Genomic DNA, 18,030 nt, shown 5'->3' with positions numbered 1-18,030 from the left:
GGCGCGGGTTATTTGAGGAAGTCCGGCACGTCCAGCTCGTCGTCGTCGACCACCGGCCGGACGGGGCGGCGCGGCGGCGGGTAGGTCGGCCGCGGCCCCGTCGCCCGCGGCGGATCGACCCGGTGCGGCTGGGCGTAGCCGGGGTCGGCCGCCGGCTCCACGGATTCCCGCGCGGGCGGAGCGATGCGCGACTCCACCGTCGGGATCACGGTCGACTCGCCGGGAGAGACGCGCTCGTGGGCGGCCGGCGCCCCCGGCAGCGGCTCGGGGTGGTAATGCCCGACGTTGGACTGGCCGATCGGCGACGGCGGCGTCTGCAGGTAGCTCGGCGTCGGCGGGGCCGGCTGGACGGGCGCGGGGGTGGGCGGCGGCGGAGGGGGCGGCGGGGGCGGCGGCGCGGCCTGGGCCACGCGAGCCGAGGCACTCGGGATCGTCGGCAGCGGCGGCAGGATCGTGGTGGCTGGCGAGGCGGCCGGAGCCGGAGGCGCGCTCCCGGTGCCGCCACCGGCGGTCCCACCCTGGCCGGGGGACCGCCGCGGCTGCTGCGCGTGGGACGGCCTGATCCGCCGGTCCTGCACCGTGTCGAACCCGGCGGCGATGACTGTCACCCGCACCTCGTCGCCGAGAGCGTCGTCGATCACCGCACCGAAGATGATGTTCGCCTCGGGATGGGCCGCGTCCGCGACGAGCTCCGCGGCCGCGTTGATCTCGAACAGACCGAGGTCCGAGCCGCCGGAGATGTTGAGCAGGACGCCCTGGGCGCCGTCCATGCTCGCCTCCAGCAGCGGGGAGGCGATGGCCTGTTCGGCGGCCACCGTGGCCCGGTCGTCGCCGCGGGCCCGACCGATGCCCATCAACGCGCTGCCGGCGTGCGACATGACCGTCTTCACGTCGGCGAAGTCGAGGTTGATCAGGCCGGGGGTGGTGATCAGGTCGGTGATGCCCTGGACACCGGAGAGCAGGACCTGGTCGGCGCTGCGGAAGGCGTCCAGGACGCTGATGTCGCGGTCGGTCATCGCCAGCAGGCGGTCATTCGGGATGACGATGAGCGTGTCGACCTCGTTGCGCAAGGTGTCGATGCCCGTGTCCGCCTGGGTCGCGCGGCGCCTGCCCTCGAAGGTGAACGGCCGGGTCACGACACCGATGGTGAGCGCGCCGAGCGAACGGGCCACGTTCGCCACGACGGGGGCGCCACCCGTACCGGTGCCACCGCCCTCACCGGCGGTGACGAAGACCATGTCGGCCCCCTTGAGGACCTCCTCGATCTCCTCGCGGTGGTCCTCGGCGGCCTGCCGGCCCACCTCGGGATCGGCCCCGGCGCCGAGGCCCCGGGTCAGCTCGCGGCCGACGTCGAGCTTCACGTCGGCGTCGCTCATGAGCAAGGCCTGGGCATCGGTGTTGATGGCGATGAACTCGACGCCCTTGAGACCGACTTCGATCATCCGGTTGACGGCGTTGACGCCACCACCACCGATCCCGACGACCTTGATGACCGCGAGATAGTTCTGTGGGGCAGCCATGCGGTGTCGGTCCTCCAGCGGCGTCGGTGGTCGGACGGGGGGTTACCCCGCCCCTGCGGCGCCGCGGGATGGCGGATTCACGCGGCGAGCGGGGGAAACAGTCACAGTCTCAACCTTCACCGTCAGCTAGACGGTTACAGTTATGTCAACTTCCGACTGTGAATCGGACAGTAGGCACGGCTACGTCGGTGGTCAAGGAAGCTGTCGGCGCGTCACACCCCTTCCTGGCACGTCCGCTTCGTCACAGCCTTCCCCACGCATCGCCTTCGGCAATGCGCGGGGCCCCCTGGCCTACTGTGGCAGCCTCCTTCCGTCAGATCACCTCCGGCGATCTTCCTGGAACGACAGCGCCGCCTTCGGCAATGCGCGGGAACCCCTGACCTACTATGGCAGCCAACTTCCGCCAGATCACCTCCGGCGATCTTCCAGGCACGCCAGCGCTCCCCTCGGCGATTCGCGGGGGGCCTGGACGGTTCGGGGGGCGCGATCAAGGGGGAGCGTGGTGGGGCGGGGGCGTGATGGTGTACTGCCTGCGTGACCCGTCAGCGCACCCAGCACGTCCATTTCCTCGGCATCGGCGGCGCCGGCCTGTCGCCGCTGGCCCAGATCCACCTCGCCGGCGGCGGGGGGGTCAGCGGCAGCGACGCCGAGGACTCCCCCCGCGTGGCGACCCTGCGTGCCCGCGGAGTGCCCGTCCGCGTCGGACCCGCGCCGACAGCGGAGGCGATCGCCGCCGAACTCGCCGGGGTGGATGTCGTGGTCGCCTCCAGCGCCCTCGCCGACGATCACCCGGAGATCGTCACCGCCCGGTCGCTGGGCCTGCCGGTCCGCCGCCGGTCCGAGTGGCTACCGGAGCTGACCGCGGGTTACCGGCTGGTCGCCGTGGCGGGCTCGCACGGCAAGTCGACCACCTCGGCGATGTTGACCCTGGTGCTGCGCGCGGCCGGGCTCGATCCCACCGCCGTCATCGGCGCGGAGGTCTCCCAGCTCGGCGGCAACGCCCTCGCCGGCTCCGGCGACGTGTTCGTGCTGGAATCCGACGAGTACGGCGGCGCGTTCGCCGGCCTCGAACCCGCCATCGCCGTGATCACCAACGTCGAATGGGAGCACCCGGACATCTTCCCGGACGAGGCGTCGGTCCGGGCCGCCTTCACCGCGTTCGCCCGGCGAGTGCGCCCCGACGGCCGGCTGGTGGTCTGCGGGGACGATCCGGGGGTGGCCGCCGTGCTCGCCGAGCTGCGCCGGCAGGCGCCGTCCGCGTCCGCGCCCGTGCTCGACTACGGCTTCGGCCCCGATCGTCGGTGGCGCGCCGTGGACGTCGCCACCGCGGTCGGGGACGACACGGCCCGCGCCGTCATCCTGCACGCCGGCCAGGAGATCGGCACCCTGACGCTGGCGGTCCCCGGCCGGCACTCGCTCCTCAACGCACTGGCGGTCCTCGCGGTCGCCACCGAGCTGGGTGTCGCGCCGGCGCAGACCCTCGCGACGCTCGCGACCTACACCGGCGCGGCCCGCCGCTTCGAGTTCGTCGGCTTCTGGCGCGCCGGCACGCCCGATCCCGTCACCATCCCGGCCGCCCCGAGGCCACCCGACACGACGCCAACGGCGGCCGCCGGCACAGCAGCCGGGGCCACACCGCCCGACTCCGCCCTCCCCCGGGCCGTACCCTCGGCCGCGGGCGCGCCGGCGGCGGCGACCGCGCTGGCCCCCGCGCCCGGCCTCGGCCGGTCGGCTGCCACACCGGCCCAGACCGGCACGCCCGCTGCGCGATCGCAGCTCCGGCCGGCGGCCGCCGTCGCCGACCCGGTGGGCGGTCGGAGCCTGGAGATCATCGATGACTACGCGCACCATCCGACCGAGATCCGGCTGACGCTCGCCGCGGCCCGCTCCCGGGCCCGCGGCCGGGCGGTGTGGGCGGTGCTCCAGCCGCACACCTACAGCCGGTTCGCCGCGCTGCTCGACGGCTTCGCCACCGCCTTCGCCGACGCCGATCGGGTCTACGTCACCGACATCTACGCCGCCCGGGAGACCGACGACCTCGGCCGGCACCCGACGGATCTGGTCGAGCGGCTGGCCGGGCCCGCGGCGGTCGGCTACGTGCCCTGGCCGGAGCTGGTCGACCGGCTCGCCGCGGACGTCCGTGACGCGCTCGACGGCCCCGTCCCCGCCGCCCCGGCCGGCGGCATCCTGCTGCTCACCCTGGGCGCCGGGACGATCACCACGGTCGGCCCGCGGCTGCTGGCGGCACTGGACGAGCCGCCGGCGGGCTGACGCCGACGCGGCGGCACCCGGCCTGATCCTCCCGGCCGTGACGCTGCGTCGATGGTTGACTGCCGCAACACGCCCACCGCCGGCACGGCCGGCGGCGACCGGTGAGGATCAGGTAGATGTCCGACACTCAGGACCCGCGCAGCCCCGGCTTCGACATCCGGGCGGTCAACCAGACCGTGATCGCCGAATACCGGGCCACCGGCGGAGCACTGGAGAAGACGCTGCCCGGGTCCCGACTCGTGCTGCTGACGACGACCGGCCGGCACAGTGGGCGGGAACACACCACGCCGCTCGGCTACGTCACCGACGGCGCCCCCGGCACCGCGGCGGGCGAGAACCCGGCTGGCGACGAGAACCGGGCTGGCGACGAGAACCGGGCTGGCGACGCGGGCGACGAGGACCGGGCTGGCCGAGCGGCCCAGGTGGACGGTGCGGACCAGGCCGGCGGGAACGGGCAGGCCGGCGGGAACGGGCAGGCCGGCGGGCGCGGGCAGGCCGGCGGGCGCGGCCGCATCATCGTGTTCGCGTCCAACATGGCGGCCTCCCGGCATCCGGATTGGTATCGGAACCTCACAGCCAACCCCAAGGTCACCGTGGAGCTCGGCACCGCCCGGTTCGCCGCGGAGGCGTCCACCGCCACCGGGGCCGAGCGGGAGCGGCTCTACCAGGCACTGGTGGAGACGATGCCGGGCATCCGCGGCCACCAGGAGCAGGTCGAACGCGAGATCCCCGTCGTCGTCCTGGCCGCCCTGCGCTGACGGATCCCCACCGCCGACGGCGGCCCTCCGCGGGAGTCGCCCCGGGGTGGTGTTCCGCGCAGCCGCGTCACGCCTCCGTCAGGAGGCGGCGTGGCGGGGCCGGGACCGGCGCCGGGTCGCCGCCGCGTCGCGGACCATGGCGACGATCGCCGCAGCGGCCTGCGGGTAACCGCTGCCCGCGCACGCCGCCGACATCTTCGCCAGCCGCTCCGCCGAGGTGAGCACCGGCAGCACGTTCGCCAGCAGCCAGTCCGCGTCGAGTTCGGCGTCGTCGACGAGCAGGCCGCCGCCGGCCTCCACCGTCGGCAGGGCGTTGCGGCGCTGCTCGCCGTTGCCGTGCGGGAGCGGCACGTAGGCCGCCGGCAGGCCCACCGCGGCGAGTTCGGCGCAGGTCATCGCACCGGAGCGGCACAGCGTCATGTCGGCGGCGGCGTACGCGGACATGATGTCGTCCAGGTAGGGCCGCAGCTCGTAGGGAGCCGGCAGGCCGTGGGGCAGCGCCGCCGCGACCTCCTCGAAGTTCTTCGGTCCGGCCGCGTGCAGCACCTGGACGCCCGCGGTGGTCAGCGGGTGCGCCGCCGCGGTCATGACCTGGTTGAGGCTGCGGGCCCCCTGGGAGCCGCCGAAGACGAGCAGGGTCGGGCGGTGCGGGTCAAGCCCGTAGCGGGCCCGCGCGGCGCGGGCGGCGGCCGGCGAGCGGTCGAGGGTGAGGATCTCCGCGCGCAGCGGGATCCCGGTGAGGGTCGCGCCGCGCAGCGGGGTGCTCGGGTACGAGGTGGCGACGAACGGGGTGAACCGGGCACCGAGCCGGTTGGCCATCCCGGGCAGCGGGTTCGCCTCGTGGACCACGATCGGGATGCCGCGGCGCCGGGCGGCGAGGTAGGCCGGCACCGACACGTATCCGCCGAAGCCGATGACGACGTCCGCCCGGACCCGGTCCAGCGTCGCGCCTGCCTGGCGCACCGCGTCGACCAGGCGGACGGGCAGCTTCAGCAGCGCCGGCGTGGGCCGGCGCGGCATCGGTACCTTCGGCACCGTCGCCAGCTCGTAGCCCCGGGCCGGCACCAGGCGCGCCTCCAGGCCGGTGGCCGTGCCCAGCAGGGTCAGCCGCGCCCGCGGCTCGGCGGCGCGCAGGGCGTCCGCCACGGCGAGCGCGGGTTCGACATGGCCGGCTGTCCCGCCGCCGGCGAGCACTACGCTTCGCAACATCGCTCAAGACGATGACACATCGGGCCGGCCCACGGACAGCCCGGTACCGGTCGCTCGCCCACCGGTGCCGGGTGCTATGTCGGGACCGTCGACGGGCACGAGCTCCAGGTCGGGTCGGCGGGCGCGGCGGGCGCGGCGGCCGGGCAGCCGCGGCCGCCGGCGCACACCGGCGCGCTCGGCCCGGGCCGCGCGGCGCTCCTCGGCCCGTCGGGCCAGGTACTTCGCCGCCGCCGGCTCCGAGCGGGCGAAGGACAGCAGCATCCCCAGGGCGGCGAGGGTGGGCAGCAGCGCGGACCCGCCGAAGGACACCAGCGGCAGGGTGACGCCGGTGATCGGCAGCAGGCCGACGACCGCCCCCATGTTCACCACCGCCTGGACGATGATCCAGGCGGTGACGCCGGCGGCGGCCAGCCGGACGAACAGGTCGTCGGAGCGGTGGGCGATGCGCAGGCCCGCGTAGCCGAGCACGCCGAACAGCCCGACCACCACGAGGCTGCCGACCAGCCCCAGCTCCTCGCCGATGATCGCGAGGATGAAGTCGGTGTGCACCGCGGGCAGCAGCTCCGGCCACTTCGCCCGGGAGGCGCCGAGCCCGTCCCCCCACCAGCCGCCCGTGGACAGCGCGTAGATGCCCTGGACGGCCTGGAAGCCGTCACCGTTGGCGTCGGCGAAGGGGTCGGTGAACGACAGCAGCCGCCGGATCCGGTAGGGCTCGACGACGGCGAGCACCGTCGCCGCGATGATCATCGAACCCATCACGGCGCCGTAGAAGCGCTTCGGGGTGCCGATCACCCACAGGATGGTCAGCGGGACGACCGTCACGCAGATCGCGCCGCCGAGATCCGGTTCGAGCAGCATCAGCAGGTCGATGAACAGGAACACCGGCACGAGCGGGACGAACAGGTGCTTCGGGTCGGACAGCCGCCGCCGCTTGCGCACCAGCAGGTCCGAGCACCACAGCACCAGCGCGATCTTCGCCAGCTCGCTGGGCTGGATGGTGATCGGGCCGACAACGATCCACTGCCGGGCACCCCCGCGCACGCTGCCGATGCCGGGGACGAGCACGGCCATGAGCAGCAGCACCGTGCCGGCCAGCAACGGGTAGGCCAGGGCGCGGAAGGCCCGCACCGGCAACCGGCTGGCCGCGACGACGATCGGCAGGCCGATGCCCACCCAGATCGCCTGCCGGATGAACAGCGTGTACGCCGAGCCGAACAGGGCGTAGGAGCGCACACTCGACGCCGAGAGCACCATGACCAGCCCGAGCAACANCAGCAGGCCGGCCGAGGACAGCAGCAGGTAGTAGGAGGCCAACGGCCGGTCGAGCAGCGGCACCCGCAGTTCGGCGGTTTCTCTGTCCACCGGGCCGTCGTCATCGCCGGCCGGCGCCTCGCCGCGGGCGCGGCCCGGGCCGCGGGCCGACGCCCTGCCCGAGCCCCGCCCCTGCCCCCCGTCACGGCCGTCTCGAGCGTCTCGAGCGTCTCGGCCGGACCGGACGGATCGGCCGGCGATCGGCCGCACCGACAGCCCGGTAGAGGGCGACACCGGCCTTGAACCAGCCACGGCTACCCCTCTCGTGCGCGCACCGCCTCGGCGAACAGGTCTCCGCGGGCCGCATAGTCGCGGAACATGTCCATCGAGGCCGCGGCCGGCGCGAGCAGCACCGTGTCACCGGCGCGCGCGAGCGCCGCCGCGGCCTTCACCGCATCGTCCATGCCGGCGGCCCGTTCGACGGGGACATCGGGGGCGTGTCGGGCGAGCGCGACGGCTATCTCGTCGGCGCAGCGGCCGATGAGCACCGCGCCGCGCAGCACGCCGCGGGCGTCGCGGACGAGCTCGTCGAACTCGAGGCCCTTGTTCAGGCCGCCGGCGATCCACACGACCGACGGGTAGCCGGCCAGCGAGGCGGCGGCGGCGTGCGGATTGGTCGCCTTGCTGTCGTCCACCCAGCGGACGCCGTCGATCACGGCGACCTCGGCGTTGCGGTGGGCACCGGCGCGGAACTCGGCGAGCGCGGCGCCGATCGCCGCGGGGTCGACGCCCTCGGCGCGGGCGAGCGCCGCCGCGGCCAGCGCGTTGGAGATCAGGTGGGGGCCGGCGATGCGCAGGTCGCGCACGGCGACGAGCCGGCCGCCGCCGAAGGCGCGGTCGACGAGGTGACCGGCCTCGACGGTCAGCCCCGGGGCGGGGCGGGCCGCAGGGTCCCGGCCGAACAGCACGCGGCGCCCCGGCGCCTGCGCGAGCAGCCGGGTACTCGCCGCGTCGTCGGCGTTGCCGATCGCGATCGTCGCGGGATGGCGCCAGATCCGCGCCTTGGCCTCGGCGTAGGCGTCCGCGCCGCCGTGCCAGTCGAGGTGGTCCGGCGCGACGTTGAGCACGGCCGCGGCCAGCGGGGCCGCGGTGTGGGTGTAATGGAGCTGGAAGCTGGACAGCTCGACGGCGAGCGTGTCGTAGGGCGGCTCGGCGGCGACGGCCTCCACGATCGGCGTGCCGATGTTGCCGGCGGTGGTCGCGCGCCGACCCCCCGCGGCGAGCATCGCCCCGAGCATCTCGGTGGTCGTGGTCTTGCCGTTCGTGCCCGTCACGGCGAGCCAGCGGGTGGCGCCGCGCCAGCGCCAGGCGAGCTCGACCTCCCCCCACACCGGCACCCCCGCCGCCGCCGATCCGATGATCAGCGGCGCGGTCGGCGGGACGCCGGGCGACGTCACGACGAGCCCCGCCCCACCGGGATCCGCCGGCAGGCCGCCGAGCTCCACCGTCGCCCCGAGCGCCCGCAGGTCGGCGGCGGCCGCTCGGTGCCGCTCGGTGTCGCCGGCGTCGACGACCCGCACCCGGGCGCCGCGGCCGAGCAGCGCCCGGGCCGCGGCGAGCCCCGACACCCCCACCCCGACGACCAGCACGGGCAGCCCCGTCCAGGTGCGCGGCTCCGCTGCGGTCACGGGGTCAACCGCCTCCGTGGGGCCAACCGCCTCCGTGGGGCCAACCGCCGTCATGGGGCTAGCCACCTCCGTGGGAGAGGAACTCGGCGTAGAACAGGCCGAGCCCGAAGGCCACCGCGAGGCCGGAGACGATCCAGAACCGGATGATCACCGTTGTCTCGGGCCATTCGGCGAGTTCGAAGTGATGGTGGATCGGCGCCATGTTGAACACGCGTTTCTTCGTCGCCTTGAAGAACGCCACCTGGATCATCACCGACAGGGTCTCGATGACGAACAGGCCGCCGAGGACGACGAGCAGCAGCTCGGTCCGGCTGACGATGGCGATGCTGGCGAACGCGCCACCGAGCGCGAGCGAGCCGGTGTCCCCCATGAAGATCTTCGCCGGGCTGGCGTTCCACCACAGGAAGCCGAAGCAGGCCCCCATCGCCGCCGCCGCGACCAGCGCCACGTCCAACGGGTCGCGCACCGCGTAGCAGCCGGCCGGCGAGTCCCCCGGCTCGCACAGGTTGCCGAACTGCCAGAACGAGATGACCACGTAGGCGCCGAAGACCATCGCCGACGTGCCGGCGGCGAGGCCGTCGAGGCCGTCGGTGAGGTTCACCGCGTTCGACGTCGCGGCGATGATGATCCACGCCAGCAGCGGGAAGGCGATGATGCCGACCGACAGGGACGTGTCGCGCACGATCGAGATGTACGTCGACCCCGGCAGCAGCCCGGCATGGTTCTTGAACCGGACCGCGAGCAGGCCGAACGCGATCGCGACCGCGGCCTGGCCGGCGAACTTCATCCGGGCGGTGAGCCCGAGGCTGCGCTGCTTGCGGATCTTGATGTAGTCGTCGAGGAAGCCCACGACGCCGAGTCCGGTCATCACCAGCAGGACGAGCAGACCGGAGGCGGTGAAGCCGATCCCGGTGACCAGGTGGGCGAGGAAGTAGCCGACCAGCGTCGCCACGATGATCACGGTGCCGCCCATGGTGGGCGTGCCGCGCTTGGTCAGGTGGCTCGACGGCCCGTCCTCGCGGATCTCCTGCCCGTACCCCTGCCGGCGGAAGAACCGGATCACCCAGGGCGTACCGAGCAACGACACGACCAACGCGACCATGGCCGCGATAAGAACGCCTCTCACGCGTGTGTCACCCGCGCGTGTCCGCCCCGGTGCACCCAGCGGTCCGTTCTCATGCCCCCTCGATCCCGGCGCCGACCACGCCGAACCTCGTCACCACGTCCTCGGCGACGCGCTCCAGTCCGTAGGACCGGCTGGCCTTGACCAGCACGACGTCGTCCGGCCGGGCGAGCGCGACCACCATCGCCACCGCCTCGTCGGCGTCCGCCACCCACCGCGACTCGCCGTCCCAGGAACCCTCCAGCGACGCCGCCAGGTGGATGCGCCGGGCCGCCGGCCCCACCGCGATCACCTGGTCGATCCCGAGCCGGACGGCGAGCCGGCCGAGCGCGTCGTGCGCGTCGTCGGCGGCGTCGCCGAGCTCTCCCATGCCCCCGAGCACCGCGATCGCCCGGCCCACCCCGCGCATGTCGACCAGGGTCGCCAGGGCGGCGCGCATCGACTCGGGGTTGGCGTTGTAGGCGTCGTTGACGACGACGACCCCGGCGGCGGTCCGGGTGACCTCCATCCGCCAGCGGCTGCGCGCCCGCGCCGCGCCGAGCGCCGCCGCGGTCCGCGCGGGGCTCAGGCCGAGGCGCAGGGCGACGGCCGCCGCGGCGAGGGCGTTGGGCACCTGGTGCGCGCCGACGAGGCCGAGGGTGACCCGGTGGCGCTCGCCGCCGGCGAGCAGGTCGAACGAGGCGTGCCCCAGCGGGTCGACGCGGACGTCGGCGCCGCGCACGTCCGCCGCGGCGTCCTCGCCGAAGGTGATGACCTCGCCACGCGCCCGCGGCGCCATCGCCGCCACCAGCGGGTCGTCGGCGTTGAGGACGACGGCGTCGCGGGCGGCCTCGGCGAGCTCACCCTTGGCCGCGGCGATGCCGAGCCGGCCGTCGGCGTACTCGCCGACGTGCGCGCTGCCGACGTTGAGCACCGCCCCGACGGACGGGCGGGCCACCGCGCACAGGGTGGCGATGTGCCCGAGGCCGCGCGCGCCCATCTCCAGCACGACGAACGCGGTGTCCGGTTCGGTGCGCAGCAGGGTCAGCGGCAGGCCGATCTCGTTGTTGAACGACCCGGGCGCGGCCACGGTCGGGCCGAGCTCGGCGAGCAGGTCCGCGAGCAGATCCTTGGTCGTGGTCTTGCCCGCCGAGCCGGTGACGGCGACGACGGTGGCGCGGGCGATGTCGCGCACGTGCGCCGCGAGGGCGGCGAGGGCGGCGGACGGGTCGGCCACGACGACCGCCGGCACGCCGAGCGGCCGGGCGGCGAGCACCGCCGGCGCCCCCGCGGCCACCGCCGCGGCGGCGAAGTCGTGCCCGTCGGAGCGGGCGCCGACCAGGGCGACGAACAGCGTGCCGGGGCCGACCTGGCGGGAGTCCACGGCAACGGCGCCGACCACGGCGGCCGGGTCGGGGACCGCGTCGAGGCGTCCGCCGGTCGCCGCGGCGACCTCGGCGAGGGTCAGCGGGATCATCCGCGCGCCGCCGCGTCCAGCGCCGCCCGCAGCACCGCCCGGTCGTCGAACGGGGTCACCAGCCCGGCCTGCTCCTGCCCGGACTCGTGCCCCTTGCCGGCGACGACGACGGCGTCCTGCGGGCCGGCGGCGGCGACGGCCGCGGCGATCGCGGCGGCCCGGTCCGGCTCGACCAGCACCCGGCCCGCCGCGCGCGCGGTGGCCGGCACCCCGGCGAGCATCGCGGCGAGGATGTCCGCCGGGTCCTCCGAGCGCGGGTTGTCGTTGGTGAGGATCGCGAGGTCGGCGAGCGTGGCGGCGGCGGCGCCCATGAGCGGGCGCTTGCCGCGGTCACGATCCCCGCCGCAGCCGAGCACGATGATGATCCTGCCCTTCACCAGGGGACGGACGGTCGCCAGCAGCGTCGTGACCGCGTCCGGGGTGTGCGCGAAGTCGACCAGGGCCAGGAACGGCTGGCCGGCGTCGACCCGCTCCATCCGTCCCGGCACGCCGGGCAGCGAACCGATCCCGGCGGCCGCGACGGCCGGGTCCACCCCGACCGCCACGAGCAGCGCCAGTGCGCCCAGCGCGTTGGCGATGTTGAACAGCCCGGGCAGCGGGACGGACAGCTCCACCCGCTCGCCGCCCGGCCCGGCGGCCAGCAGTTCGCTGCCGGTGGGGCCGGCGGTGATGTCGCGGGCCGTCCAGTCGGCGGGGCCGTCGACGGCGAAGGTGACCGCGTCCGGGCGGCGGGCCGCCAGCCGCCGGCCCCACTCGTCGCCCACGCCGATCACCGCGGCCGCCGCCCGGCCGGGCGTGAACAGCGACGCCTTCGCCTCGAAGTAGTCCGCCATCGTGGGGTGGAAGTCGAGATGGTCCTGGCTGAGGTTGGTGAACAGCGCCCCGGCGAAGTGCAGCGCGTCCGCCCGGTGCTGGGCCAGCGCGTGGCTGGAGACCTCCATGGTGGCGGCGTCCACGCCCCGTTCGACCATGGTCGCCAGCAGCGCCTGCAGGTCGCTGGCCTCCGGGGTGGTGTGGGCGCTGGCCAGGCGGTCCCCGGCGATGCGGGTCTCCACCGTGCCGACCAGCCCGGTGGTGTGGCCCGCCGCGCGCAGCCCGGCGTCGAGGAGGAACGCGGTCGTCGTCTTGCCGTTGGTCCCGGTGACGCCGAGCAGGCGCAGCGCCGCCGACGGGTCGCCGTGGACGCGGGCCGCCACCGGGGCGAGGTCGCGGCGCGGGTCCACGCTGACGAGCACCGGCAGCGCGGCCGCCGGCCCGCCCGCGGCGGCGATCCGCCGCGCGCCCTCGGCGTCGGTGAGCACCGCCACCGCGCCGCGGGCGATCGCGGCGGCGGCGAAGTCGGCCCCGTGCACGTGCGCGCCCGGCAGCGCCGCGTAGAGGTCGCCGGGCGCCACCCGGCGGGAGTCGTGGGTGACGCCGCGCACCACCGCGTCCAGGCCGGGTCCGGCGGGCGCCGCGGCGTCCGGACCAGGGCCGACGGGCGGCGGGGCCGGCGGGAGTGGGAGTTCCGCGGCCGTGAGCACCGCGCGCAGATCAGCCAGGCCGCACGCCGTCGGGGCGGCCGGTCGGGGTGCCGGTGGGGTCACGCTGACGACCTTAGTGGGAGCAAGCTCGGCCATCGGCAGGGGCGCCCGGGCTTGGCGGTGGTCCACCGAATGCCGCAGGTGGACCGGTCCCGCGCGGCTTGTCCAGCTCTCCGAGTTCCTTGTTGCGATTCCAGTGCTACTTGTCCAGATCGAGGACGAGCGGCGACGGCTTCGTCGTCGGCTGCGGCACGCCGAGGGTGGTCAGGGCGAAGCTCATCACACCCTGGAACACCGGCGCGGCGACCTGCCCGCCGAAATACCCCTTCTTCGGGTTGTCCAGGACGACCTCGACGACGACCTTCGGGTCGTCGGCCGGCGCGAAGCCGATGAACGACGAGGTGTAGCCCTCGTATCCGCCGTGCACCGGGTCCGGCCGGTACGCCGTGCCGGTCTTGCCGGCCACCCGGTAGCCGGGGACCTCGGCGAGCGGCGCGGTGCCCTCGTTCGTCGCGACCGTCTCCAGCATCCGGCTCAGCGTCGCCGCGGTCTGCGCGCTGATCACCCGCTGGCCGGGGGGATGGGGGGTGACCTGGACGGTCCCGTCCGGGCCGGTGACGGCGTCGACAAGCCGGGGGGTGACCCGCACGCCGCCGTTGGCGACGGTGGCGTAGACCGACGCCATCTGCAGCGCCGTCGCCGACATGCCCTGCCCGTAGGAGATGGTCGCGGCCTGGCTGCCCGACCAGTCCTTCGCCGGTGGCAGCAGGCCGGTGCCCTCGCCGGGAAAGCCCAGCCCCGTCTTCGCGCCGAGACCGAAGGCGCGAAGCGCCTGCTCCAACGCCGGCCGGCCGACCCGCTCGGCGATCTCCACGGTGCCGATGTTGCTGGAGCGGGCCAGGACCCCGGCGGTGGTCAGATGCTCGACGCCATGCTCCTCGGAGTCCTTGATGCGCACCCCGCCGCGGATGATGGACGGCGGGATGGTCAGCGGCGTCTCCGAGGTGATGAGCCCGCGGTCGAGCGCGGCGGCCATCGTGATCACCTTGTTGACGCTGCCGGGCTCGTAGGCGTCCCGGGTCGAGCGGTTACCCAACGCCGGCTGGTCCCGCGGAGTGATGTTGCGCGGGTCGAACTCGGGCGCGTCGGCCATCGCGAGGACGTCCCCGGTGCGGGGGTCCATCACCACGACCGTGCCGCCGTCGGCCTCGGAGGATCGCACCGCGTTGGCGATGGCCTGCTGGGCGTTCCACTGGATGTCACGGTCGAGGGTGAGCCGCAGCGCCGAGCCGGGGACGGAATCGCGTTGCCGGCCGTGTCCGGAGGGGATCTCGATGCCCTCCGGGTTGGCCTCCAGCACGCGCTGGCCGTCGGTTCCCCGCAGCACCTTGTCGTACTCGAGCTCGAGGCCGCCGGCGCCTTCCAGCACGTCCCCGTCGCCGCGCCGCATGAACCCGACGACGTTGGCCGCCAGCGGACCGGCCGGGTAGGTGCGGCCGCGTTCCTCGGTGATACCGATGCCGTGCAGCTCCAGGGCGCTGACCTTCTTCGCGACGTCGGGGTTCAGTCCGCGGGCGAGGTAGACGAACTTGATGTGCCTGGTCGGGTCCGTCAGCAGCTTCGTCAGCCTGGCCGCGCTGTCGTCGAGCACGGGGGCGAGCTTCGCGGCGGTCGCGCCGATGTCCCTGACGTTCGTCGGGTTCGCGTAGACCNCGCGCAGCTCGACGTGCTGGGCGAGGGTGTGGCCGGACCGGTCGGTGATGGCGCCGCGCACCGCGGGCAGCACGATCGTGCGCAGCCGCTCCTTCTCGGCCTGCGCCGCGTAGGTCGACGCGGAGAAGCCCTGGAGCTGGGTCAGTCGCAGCGCGAGAATGCCGAGCAGCGCGCACATGAACACGATCGTCACCCGCAGCCGCCGCCGCGGGCTGCTCAGCCGGTAGTTGCGCCGGACCGGGGGACGCGGTGGCCGGCGGCCACCGCCGGCCCGCCCGCTGCGGCCCCGGCCGGGCGCAACGGCACCGTCGTAGTCGTAGGCACCGTCGTAGTCGACGGCCTCGTCATAGCCAGCGGCGTCGGCGTAGTCGCCAGCACCATGGTCGCGGTAGCGGCCGTCGTGCCCGCGGGCGCCACCCGCCCGGCCTCGTCCCCGGGTGCCCCCCCGGGCCGTGCCGCTCCCGCCCCGACGCGCCCGCGGATGCTCCTGCGCACCGCGGGGCCGGGCGGCCCGCTGGCCCGACCTGCTGGGCGGGCGACCCGGATCGTCGTGATCCCGGTCGTCCGCCGGGCCCCGAGCCGTGTCATCATCGCGGCGCAACCGGCCGCCGTGCACGGAGGCCGGCGGCGGTGTCACCAGCCGTAGCCGTCCGCGCCCGCGCCGGGGTGAGCCGGAGAGGGCGGAGCTCACTGCGCGGGCCCACCCCGGTCAGCGCCGGCCGTGCCGGTCGAGGTCGCCGTGCCCGACTGCGCCCCGGCGCCCAGCCCGCTGCCGCCCGTGCCCGGGACCGGCGCGGTCCCCGAAGCCGGCTGCTGCGATCCCACTGCGGCGCCGGCCGCCGCGCCGCTCGTGCCGGCCGCGGTGGCGCCCGCGGCGCCGGGCACGGTCGTCTCCGCGCCGATGGCAGCGCCCGCGGTCCCGGTGGTGCTGGCGGCGGTGCCCGCGGCACCGGTGGTAGCCGCGCCGGTGCCGGCAACCGCCGTCGTGCCCGTCCCGGACCCGGCTGCGCCCGTCCCGGACCCGGCTGCGCCCGCGCCGGACCGGGCTGTGCCCGCGCCGGCCGGAGGCTGCTGGCCCGCCGGTGCGGGCACGATCACCAGGACCGAACCGCTGCCCGGCTCCCGGGACAGCACCCGGGCGCCCGGCGGCAGTGGGGTGCCCGGCGCGAGGTACTCGGGCACCCCGCCGGGCACCATGCCGAAGCGGCTCGCCTGGGCGGCCAGCGCTGCCGGGTCGGAGAGCTGGTCGGCCCGCACCGCGAGCGACTGTTCTTCGTCCGCCAGGGCGGAAGCCCGGTTACGCAAGGTGTTCTCCTGGAACGAGTTCTCCATCAGCGCGAGGTTGAGCCCCAGCAGACCCAGCAGGCCGGCGCCGAGCATGACCAGCAGCAGGACGACGAACGGCCCCTTGCGAGCCCCCGTCGGGGCCGGGCGAACCACCGTGAGCCGCGTCCGGGCGGGGGCCCGCCGCAGCGGGGGGTCGAGGATCGGAGCCGTCGCCGCGGCGGTGCGCACCGCCGCGGCACCCGGCACCCGGGCCGCGCGGGCGCCGGGGGGCGGGCCACCGGCGCGGCCGGCGCCGCCCCGCCCCGCCCGGGAAAGCGGCTGCGCGGGAGCGGTCACGATGCACCTCCGGTGGTGGGCTGGGCACGGTCCGGGTTCGGAGCCGTGCGTTCGGCGGCCCGCAACCGCACGGACGCCGCCCGCGGGTTGTCGGCCTTCTCGACCTCGCTCGCCGGTTCCGCGCCACGGGTGAGCCAGCGCAACCGCGGCTCGGCGCCGGCCGGCACCACGGGCATGTCCGGCGGCACCAGCGTCTCCGCGTAGCCGCGCAGCTCCCGCTTGACCAGCCGGTCCTCGAGGGAGTGGTAGGACAGCACGACGAGCCGGCCGCCGACGGCCAGCGCGTCGAAGGCGGCGGGCAACGCCCGGGCGAGCACGTCCAGCTCGGAGTTGACCTCGATGCGCAGTGCCTGGAAGGTGCGCTTGGCCGGATTGCCGCCGGTGCGTCGCGCCGGCGCCGGGATGGCGTCGCGGACGAGGTCGACCAGCCGCGCCGAGGTGGTGAACGGCTCGACGGCGCGGGCCCGGACGACCGACTCCGCGATGCGGCGGGCGAACCGCTCCTCGCCGTAGTCCCGCAGGATCCGCGCCAGCTCGGCGGCGTCATAGGTGTTGAGGACCTCGGCGGCCGTCCGGCCGCGGGTGGCGTCCATCCGCATGTCCAGCGGCGCGTCCCGCGAGTAGGCGAACCCGCGCGCGTCGGTGTCGAGCTGCAGCGACGAGACCCCGAGGTCGAACAGGACCCCCTGGACCCGCGCGGATCCGAACCCGGCGAGGACCGTGCCGATCTCGTCGTAGACGGCGTGGACGAGCCGCACCCGCTCGGGTGCGAGTGCTCGCAACCGCTCACCGCTGTGCGTCAGGGCGTCGAGATCGCGGTCGAGACCGACGACCCGGACCTCGGGGAAGGCGGCGAGCAGGGCCGCGGCGTGCCCGCCGAGCCCCACCGTGGCGTCCACCACCACGGCTCCCGGCCTGCTCAGGGCCGGGGCCAACAGTTCCAGTACGCGGTCGGTCAGCACAGGCGTGTGCATGGCGTTCAGCGCTGAGCCTCCCTCGACCGCTCGTGGACCTCGTCTTCAGATGTGCTGACGGGCTAGTCCGGTACGGCGGCATCCCGAGCAGGACGCACGGGCACCGCCGGTGCGGCGGAATCCGCACGCGGGACCGCCGGGTGTGGCCAACCCCGTACGCTCCCCGCCGTGCCGGCCGCCGGGGAAGGGGCGGCCGGAGAGGCGGGTGCGGGCGTGGGCCGGAACACATGTTCCGGGCATCCGGATCGTGAGATCCCAGGGCAGCTCAGATAACTCCGGGCAGGACCTCCTCGGACAGCTCGGCGAAGCTCTCCTCCTGGCTTTCCAGGTAGGCCTGCCAGCGCTGGGCGTCCCAGATCTCGACCCGGGTGTTCGCCCCGTTGACGACGCAGTCGCGCGTCAGCCCCGCGTAGGTGCGCAACGGGGTGGGAATGGTGATCCGCCCCTGCCGGTCCGGCGCGTCGTCAGCAGCCGAGGAGAAGAACACCCGGCTGTAGTCACGCAGCGCCTTCGCCGTGACCGGGGCGGTGCGCAGGGACTCGCTGATCCGGGTGAACTCCGCCATCGGGAAGACGTACAGGCATCGTTCCTGCCCTTTCGTGATCACAAGCCCCCCCTCCAACTCGTCGCGGAACTTCGCGGGCAGAGTCAGCCGCCCTTTGTCATCCAGCCGTGGTGTGTGGCTGCCGAGAAACACCGGCAACCTCCCTGCCGCTGCGGGGAAGACAGCGCCAGATCACCCCGCGACGGTCAACCGTTAGCTCCTGCCCCCCACTGCGCGCCACTCTACTCCACTGCCCCCCACCCGACACCCCCTCAACACCCCGCGCCACCCCACCGAAACCACTCCGACATCAGGCGCGCGTGATGCCCAGACAAGGACTGGTATAAACCCGCAGAAATTGGTAGGAAAGTCCCCTA

12 protein-coding genes and 3 pseudogenes are annotated in these 18,030 nt (G+C 74.9%); 2 read left to right on the top strand and 13 right to left on the bottom strand.

What is annotated here, in order from left to right; all coding sequences use genetic code 11:
* Positions 1-8 precede the first annotated feature (8 nt).
* Positions 9-1,520, bottom strand: coding sequence for a cell division protein FtsZ (gene ftsZ / locus UK82_RS06070; protein ID WP_044883608.1), 1,512 nt, complete (start codon positions 1,518-1,520; stop codon positions 9-11).
* A 534-nt stretch (positions 1,521-2,054) separates the two neighbouring features.
* Here ftsZ and murC point away from each other — a divergent pair.
* The gene (gene murC / locus UK82_RS36105; protein ID WP_044883607.1) at positions 2,055-3,791 is read left to right on the top strand and encodes a UDP-N-acetylmuramate--L-alanine ligase; all 1,737 of its coding nucleotides are present in this window, start codon (positions 2,055-2,057) and stop codon (positions 3,789-3,791) included.
* Positions 3,792-3,907: 116 nt separating this feature from the next.
* On the top strand, positions 3,908-4,549 hold the full coding sequence (locus tag UK82_RS06060) for a nitroreductase/quinone reductase family protein (RefSeq protein WP_055406577.1): 642 nt from the start codon (positions 3,908-3,910) through the stop codon (positions 4,547-4,549).
* Between the two features lie 78 nt (positions 4,550-4,627).
* Here UK82_RS06060 and murG read toward each other — a convergent pair whose 3' ends face one another.
* From murG to mraZ, 12 genes and pseudogenes are all read right to left on the bottom strand, one after another.
* Positions 4,628-5,758: an undecaprenyldiphospho-muramoylpentapeptide beta-N-acetylglucosaminyltransferase gene (gene murG / locus UK82_RS06055; protein WP_044883605.1), complete on the bottom strand. Its 1,131-nt coding sequence runs from the start codon at positions 5,756-5,758 to the stop codon at positions 4,628-4,630.
* A 3-nt stretch (positions 5,759-5,761) separates the two neighbouring features.
* Positions 5,762-7,029: pseudogene (ftsW, locus tag UK82_RS06050) on the bottom strand (putative lipid II flippase FtsW); the annotation flags it as partial.
* A gap of 1 nt (position 7,030) precedes the next feature.
* A pseudogene (locus tag UK82_RS36100) lies at positions 7,031-7,321 on the bottom strand (putative lipid II flippase FtsW); the annotation flags it as partial.
* 2 nt (positions 7,322-7,323) lie between these two features.
* Positions 7,324-8,697 (bottom strand): UDP-N-acetylmuramoyl-L-alanine--D-glutamate ligase, encoded by a 1,374-nt coding sequence (gene murD / locus UK82_RS06045; protein ID WP_055406575.1) that lies wholly within the window; start codon positions 8,695-8,697, stop codon positions 7,324-7,326.
* Between the two features lie 58 nt (positions 8,698-8,755).
* Entirely contained in the window at positions 8,756-9,823 is a 1,068-nt protein-coding gene (gene mraY, locus UK82_RS06040) for a phospho-N-acetylmuramoyl-pentapeptide-transferase (RefSeq protein WP_044883602.1), read from the bottom strand.
* A gap of 49 nt (positions 9,824-9,872) precedes the next feature.
* Positions 9,873-11,276: a UDP-N-acetylmuramoyl-tripeptide--D-alanyl-D-alanine ligase gene (murF, locus tag UK82_RS06035; RefSeq protein ID WP_055406574.1), complete on the bottom strand. Its 1,404-nt coding sequence runs from the start codon at positions 11,274-11,276 to the stop codon at positions 9,873-9,875.
* Positions 11,273-12,862: a UDP-N-acetylmuramoyl-L-alanyl-D-glutamate--2,6-diaminopimelate ligase gene (locus tag UK82_RS06030; protein ID WP_396230463.1), complete on the bottom strand. Its 1,590-nt coding sequence runs from the start codon at positions 12,860-12,862 to the stop codon at positions 11,273-11,275. The genes murF and UK82_RS06030 overlap by 4 nt, the downstream gene beginning before the upstream one ends.
* A gap of 136 nt (positions 12,863-12,998) precedes the next feature.
* Positions 12,999-14,511: pseudogene (locus UK82_RS06025) on the bottom strand (peptidoglycan D,D-transpeptidase FtsI family protein); the annotation flags it as partial.
* 1 nt (position 14,512) lies between these two features.
* Positions 14,513-14,690 (bottom strand): hypothetical protein (locus UK82_RS42365; protein ID WP_396230468.1); only part of this gene is annotated, 178 nt, incomplete at its 3' end.
* 509 nt (positions 14,691-15,199) lie between these two features.
* Positions 15,200-16,135 carry a hypothetical protein gene (locus tag UK82_RS06020; RefSeq protein ID WP_055406571.1) on the bottom strand — a complete coding sequence of 312 codons (936 nt, stop codon included), beginning with the start codon at positions 16,133-16,135 and terminating at the stop codon, positions 15,200-15,202.
* Complete coding sequence (gene rsmH, locus UK82_RS06015; protein WP_055406570.1) at positions 16,132-17,109, bottom strand: 16S rRNA (cytosine(1402)-N(4))-methyltransferase RsmH; 978 nt, start codon at positions 17,107-17,109, stop codon at positions 16,132-16,134. The genes UK82_RS06020 and rsmH overlap by 4 nt, the downstream gene beginning before the upstream one ends.
* 265 nt (positions 17,110-17,374) lie before the next feature.
* On the bottom strand, positions 17,375-17,806 hold the full coding sequence (gene mraZ / locus UK82_RS06010; protein WP_044883597.1) for a division/cell wall cluster transcriptional repressor MraZ: 432 nt from the start codon (positions 17,804-17,806) through the stop codon (positions 17,375-17,377).
* Positions 17,807-18,030: the final 224 nt, after the last annotated feature.

This window comes from Frankia sp. ACN1ag (assembly GCF_001414035.1).
Lineage (GTDB): Bacteria > Actinomycetota > Actinomycetes > Frankiales > Frankiaceae > Frankia > Frankia torreyi.
This window is presented reverse-complemented; position numbering and strand designations above follow the sequence as displayed.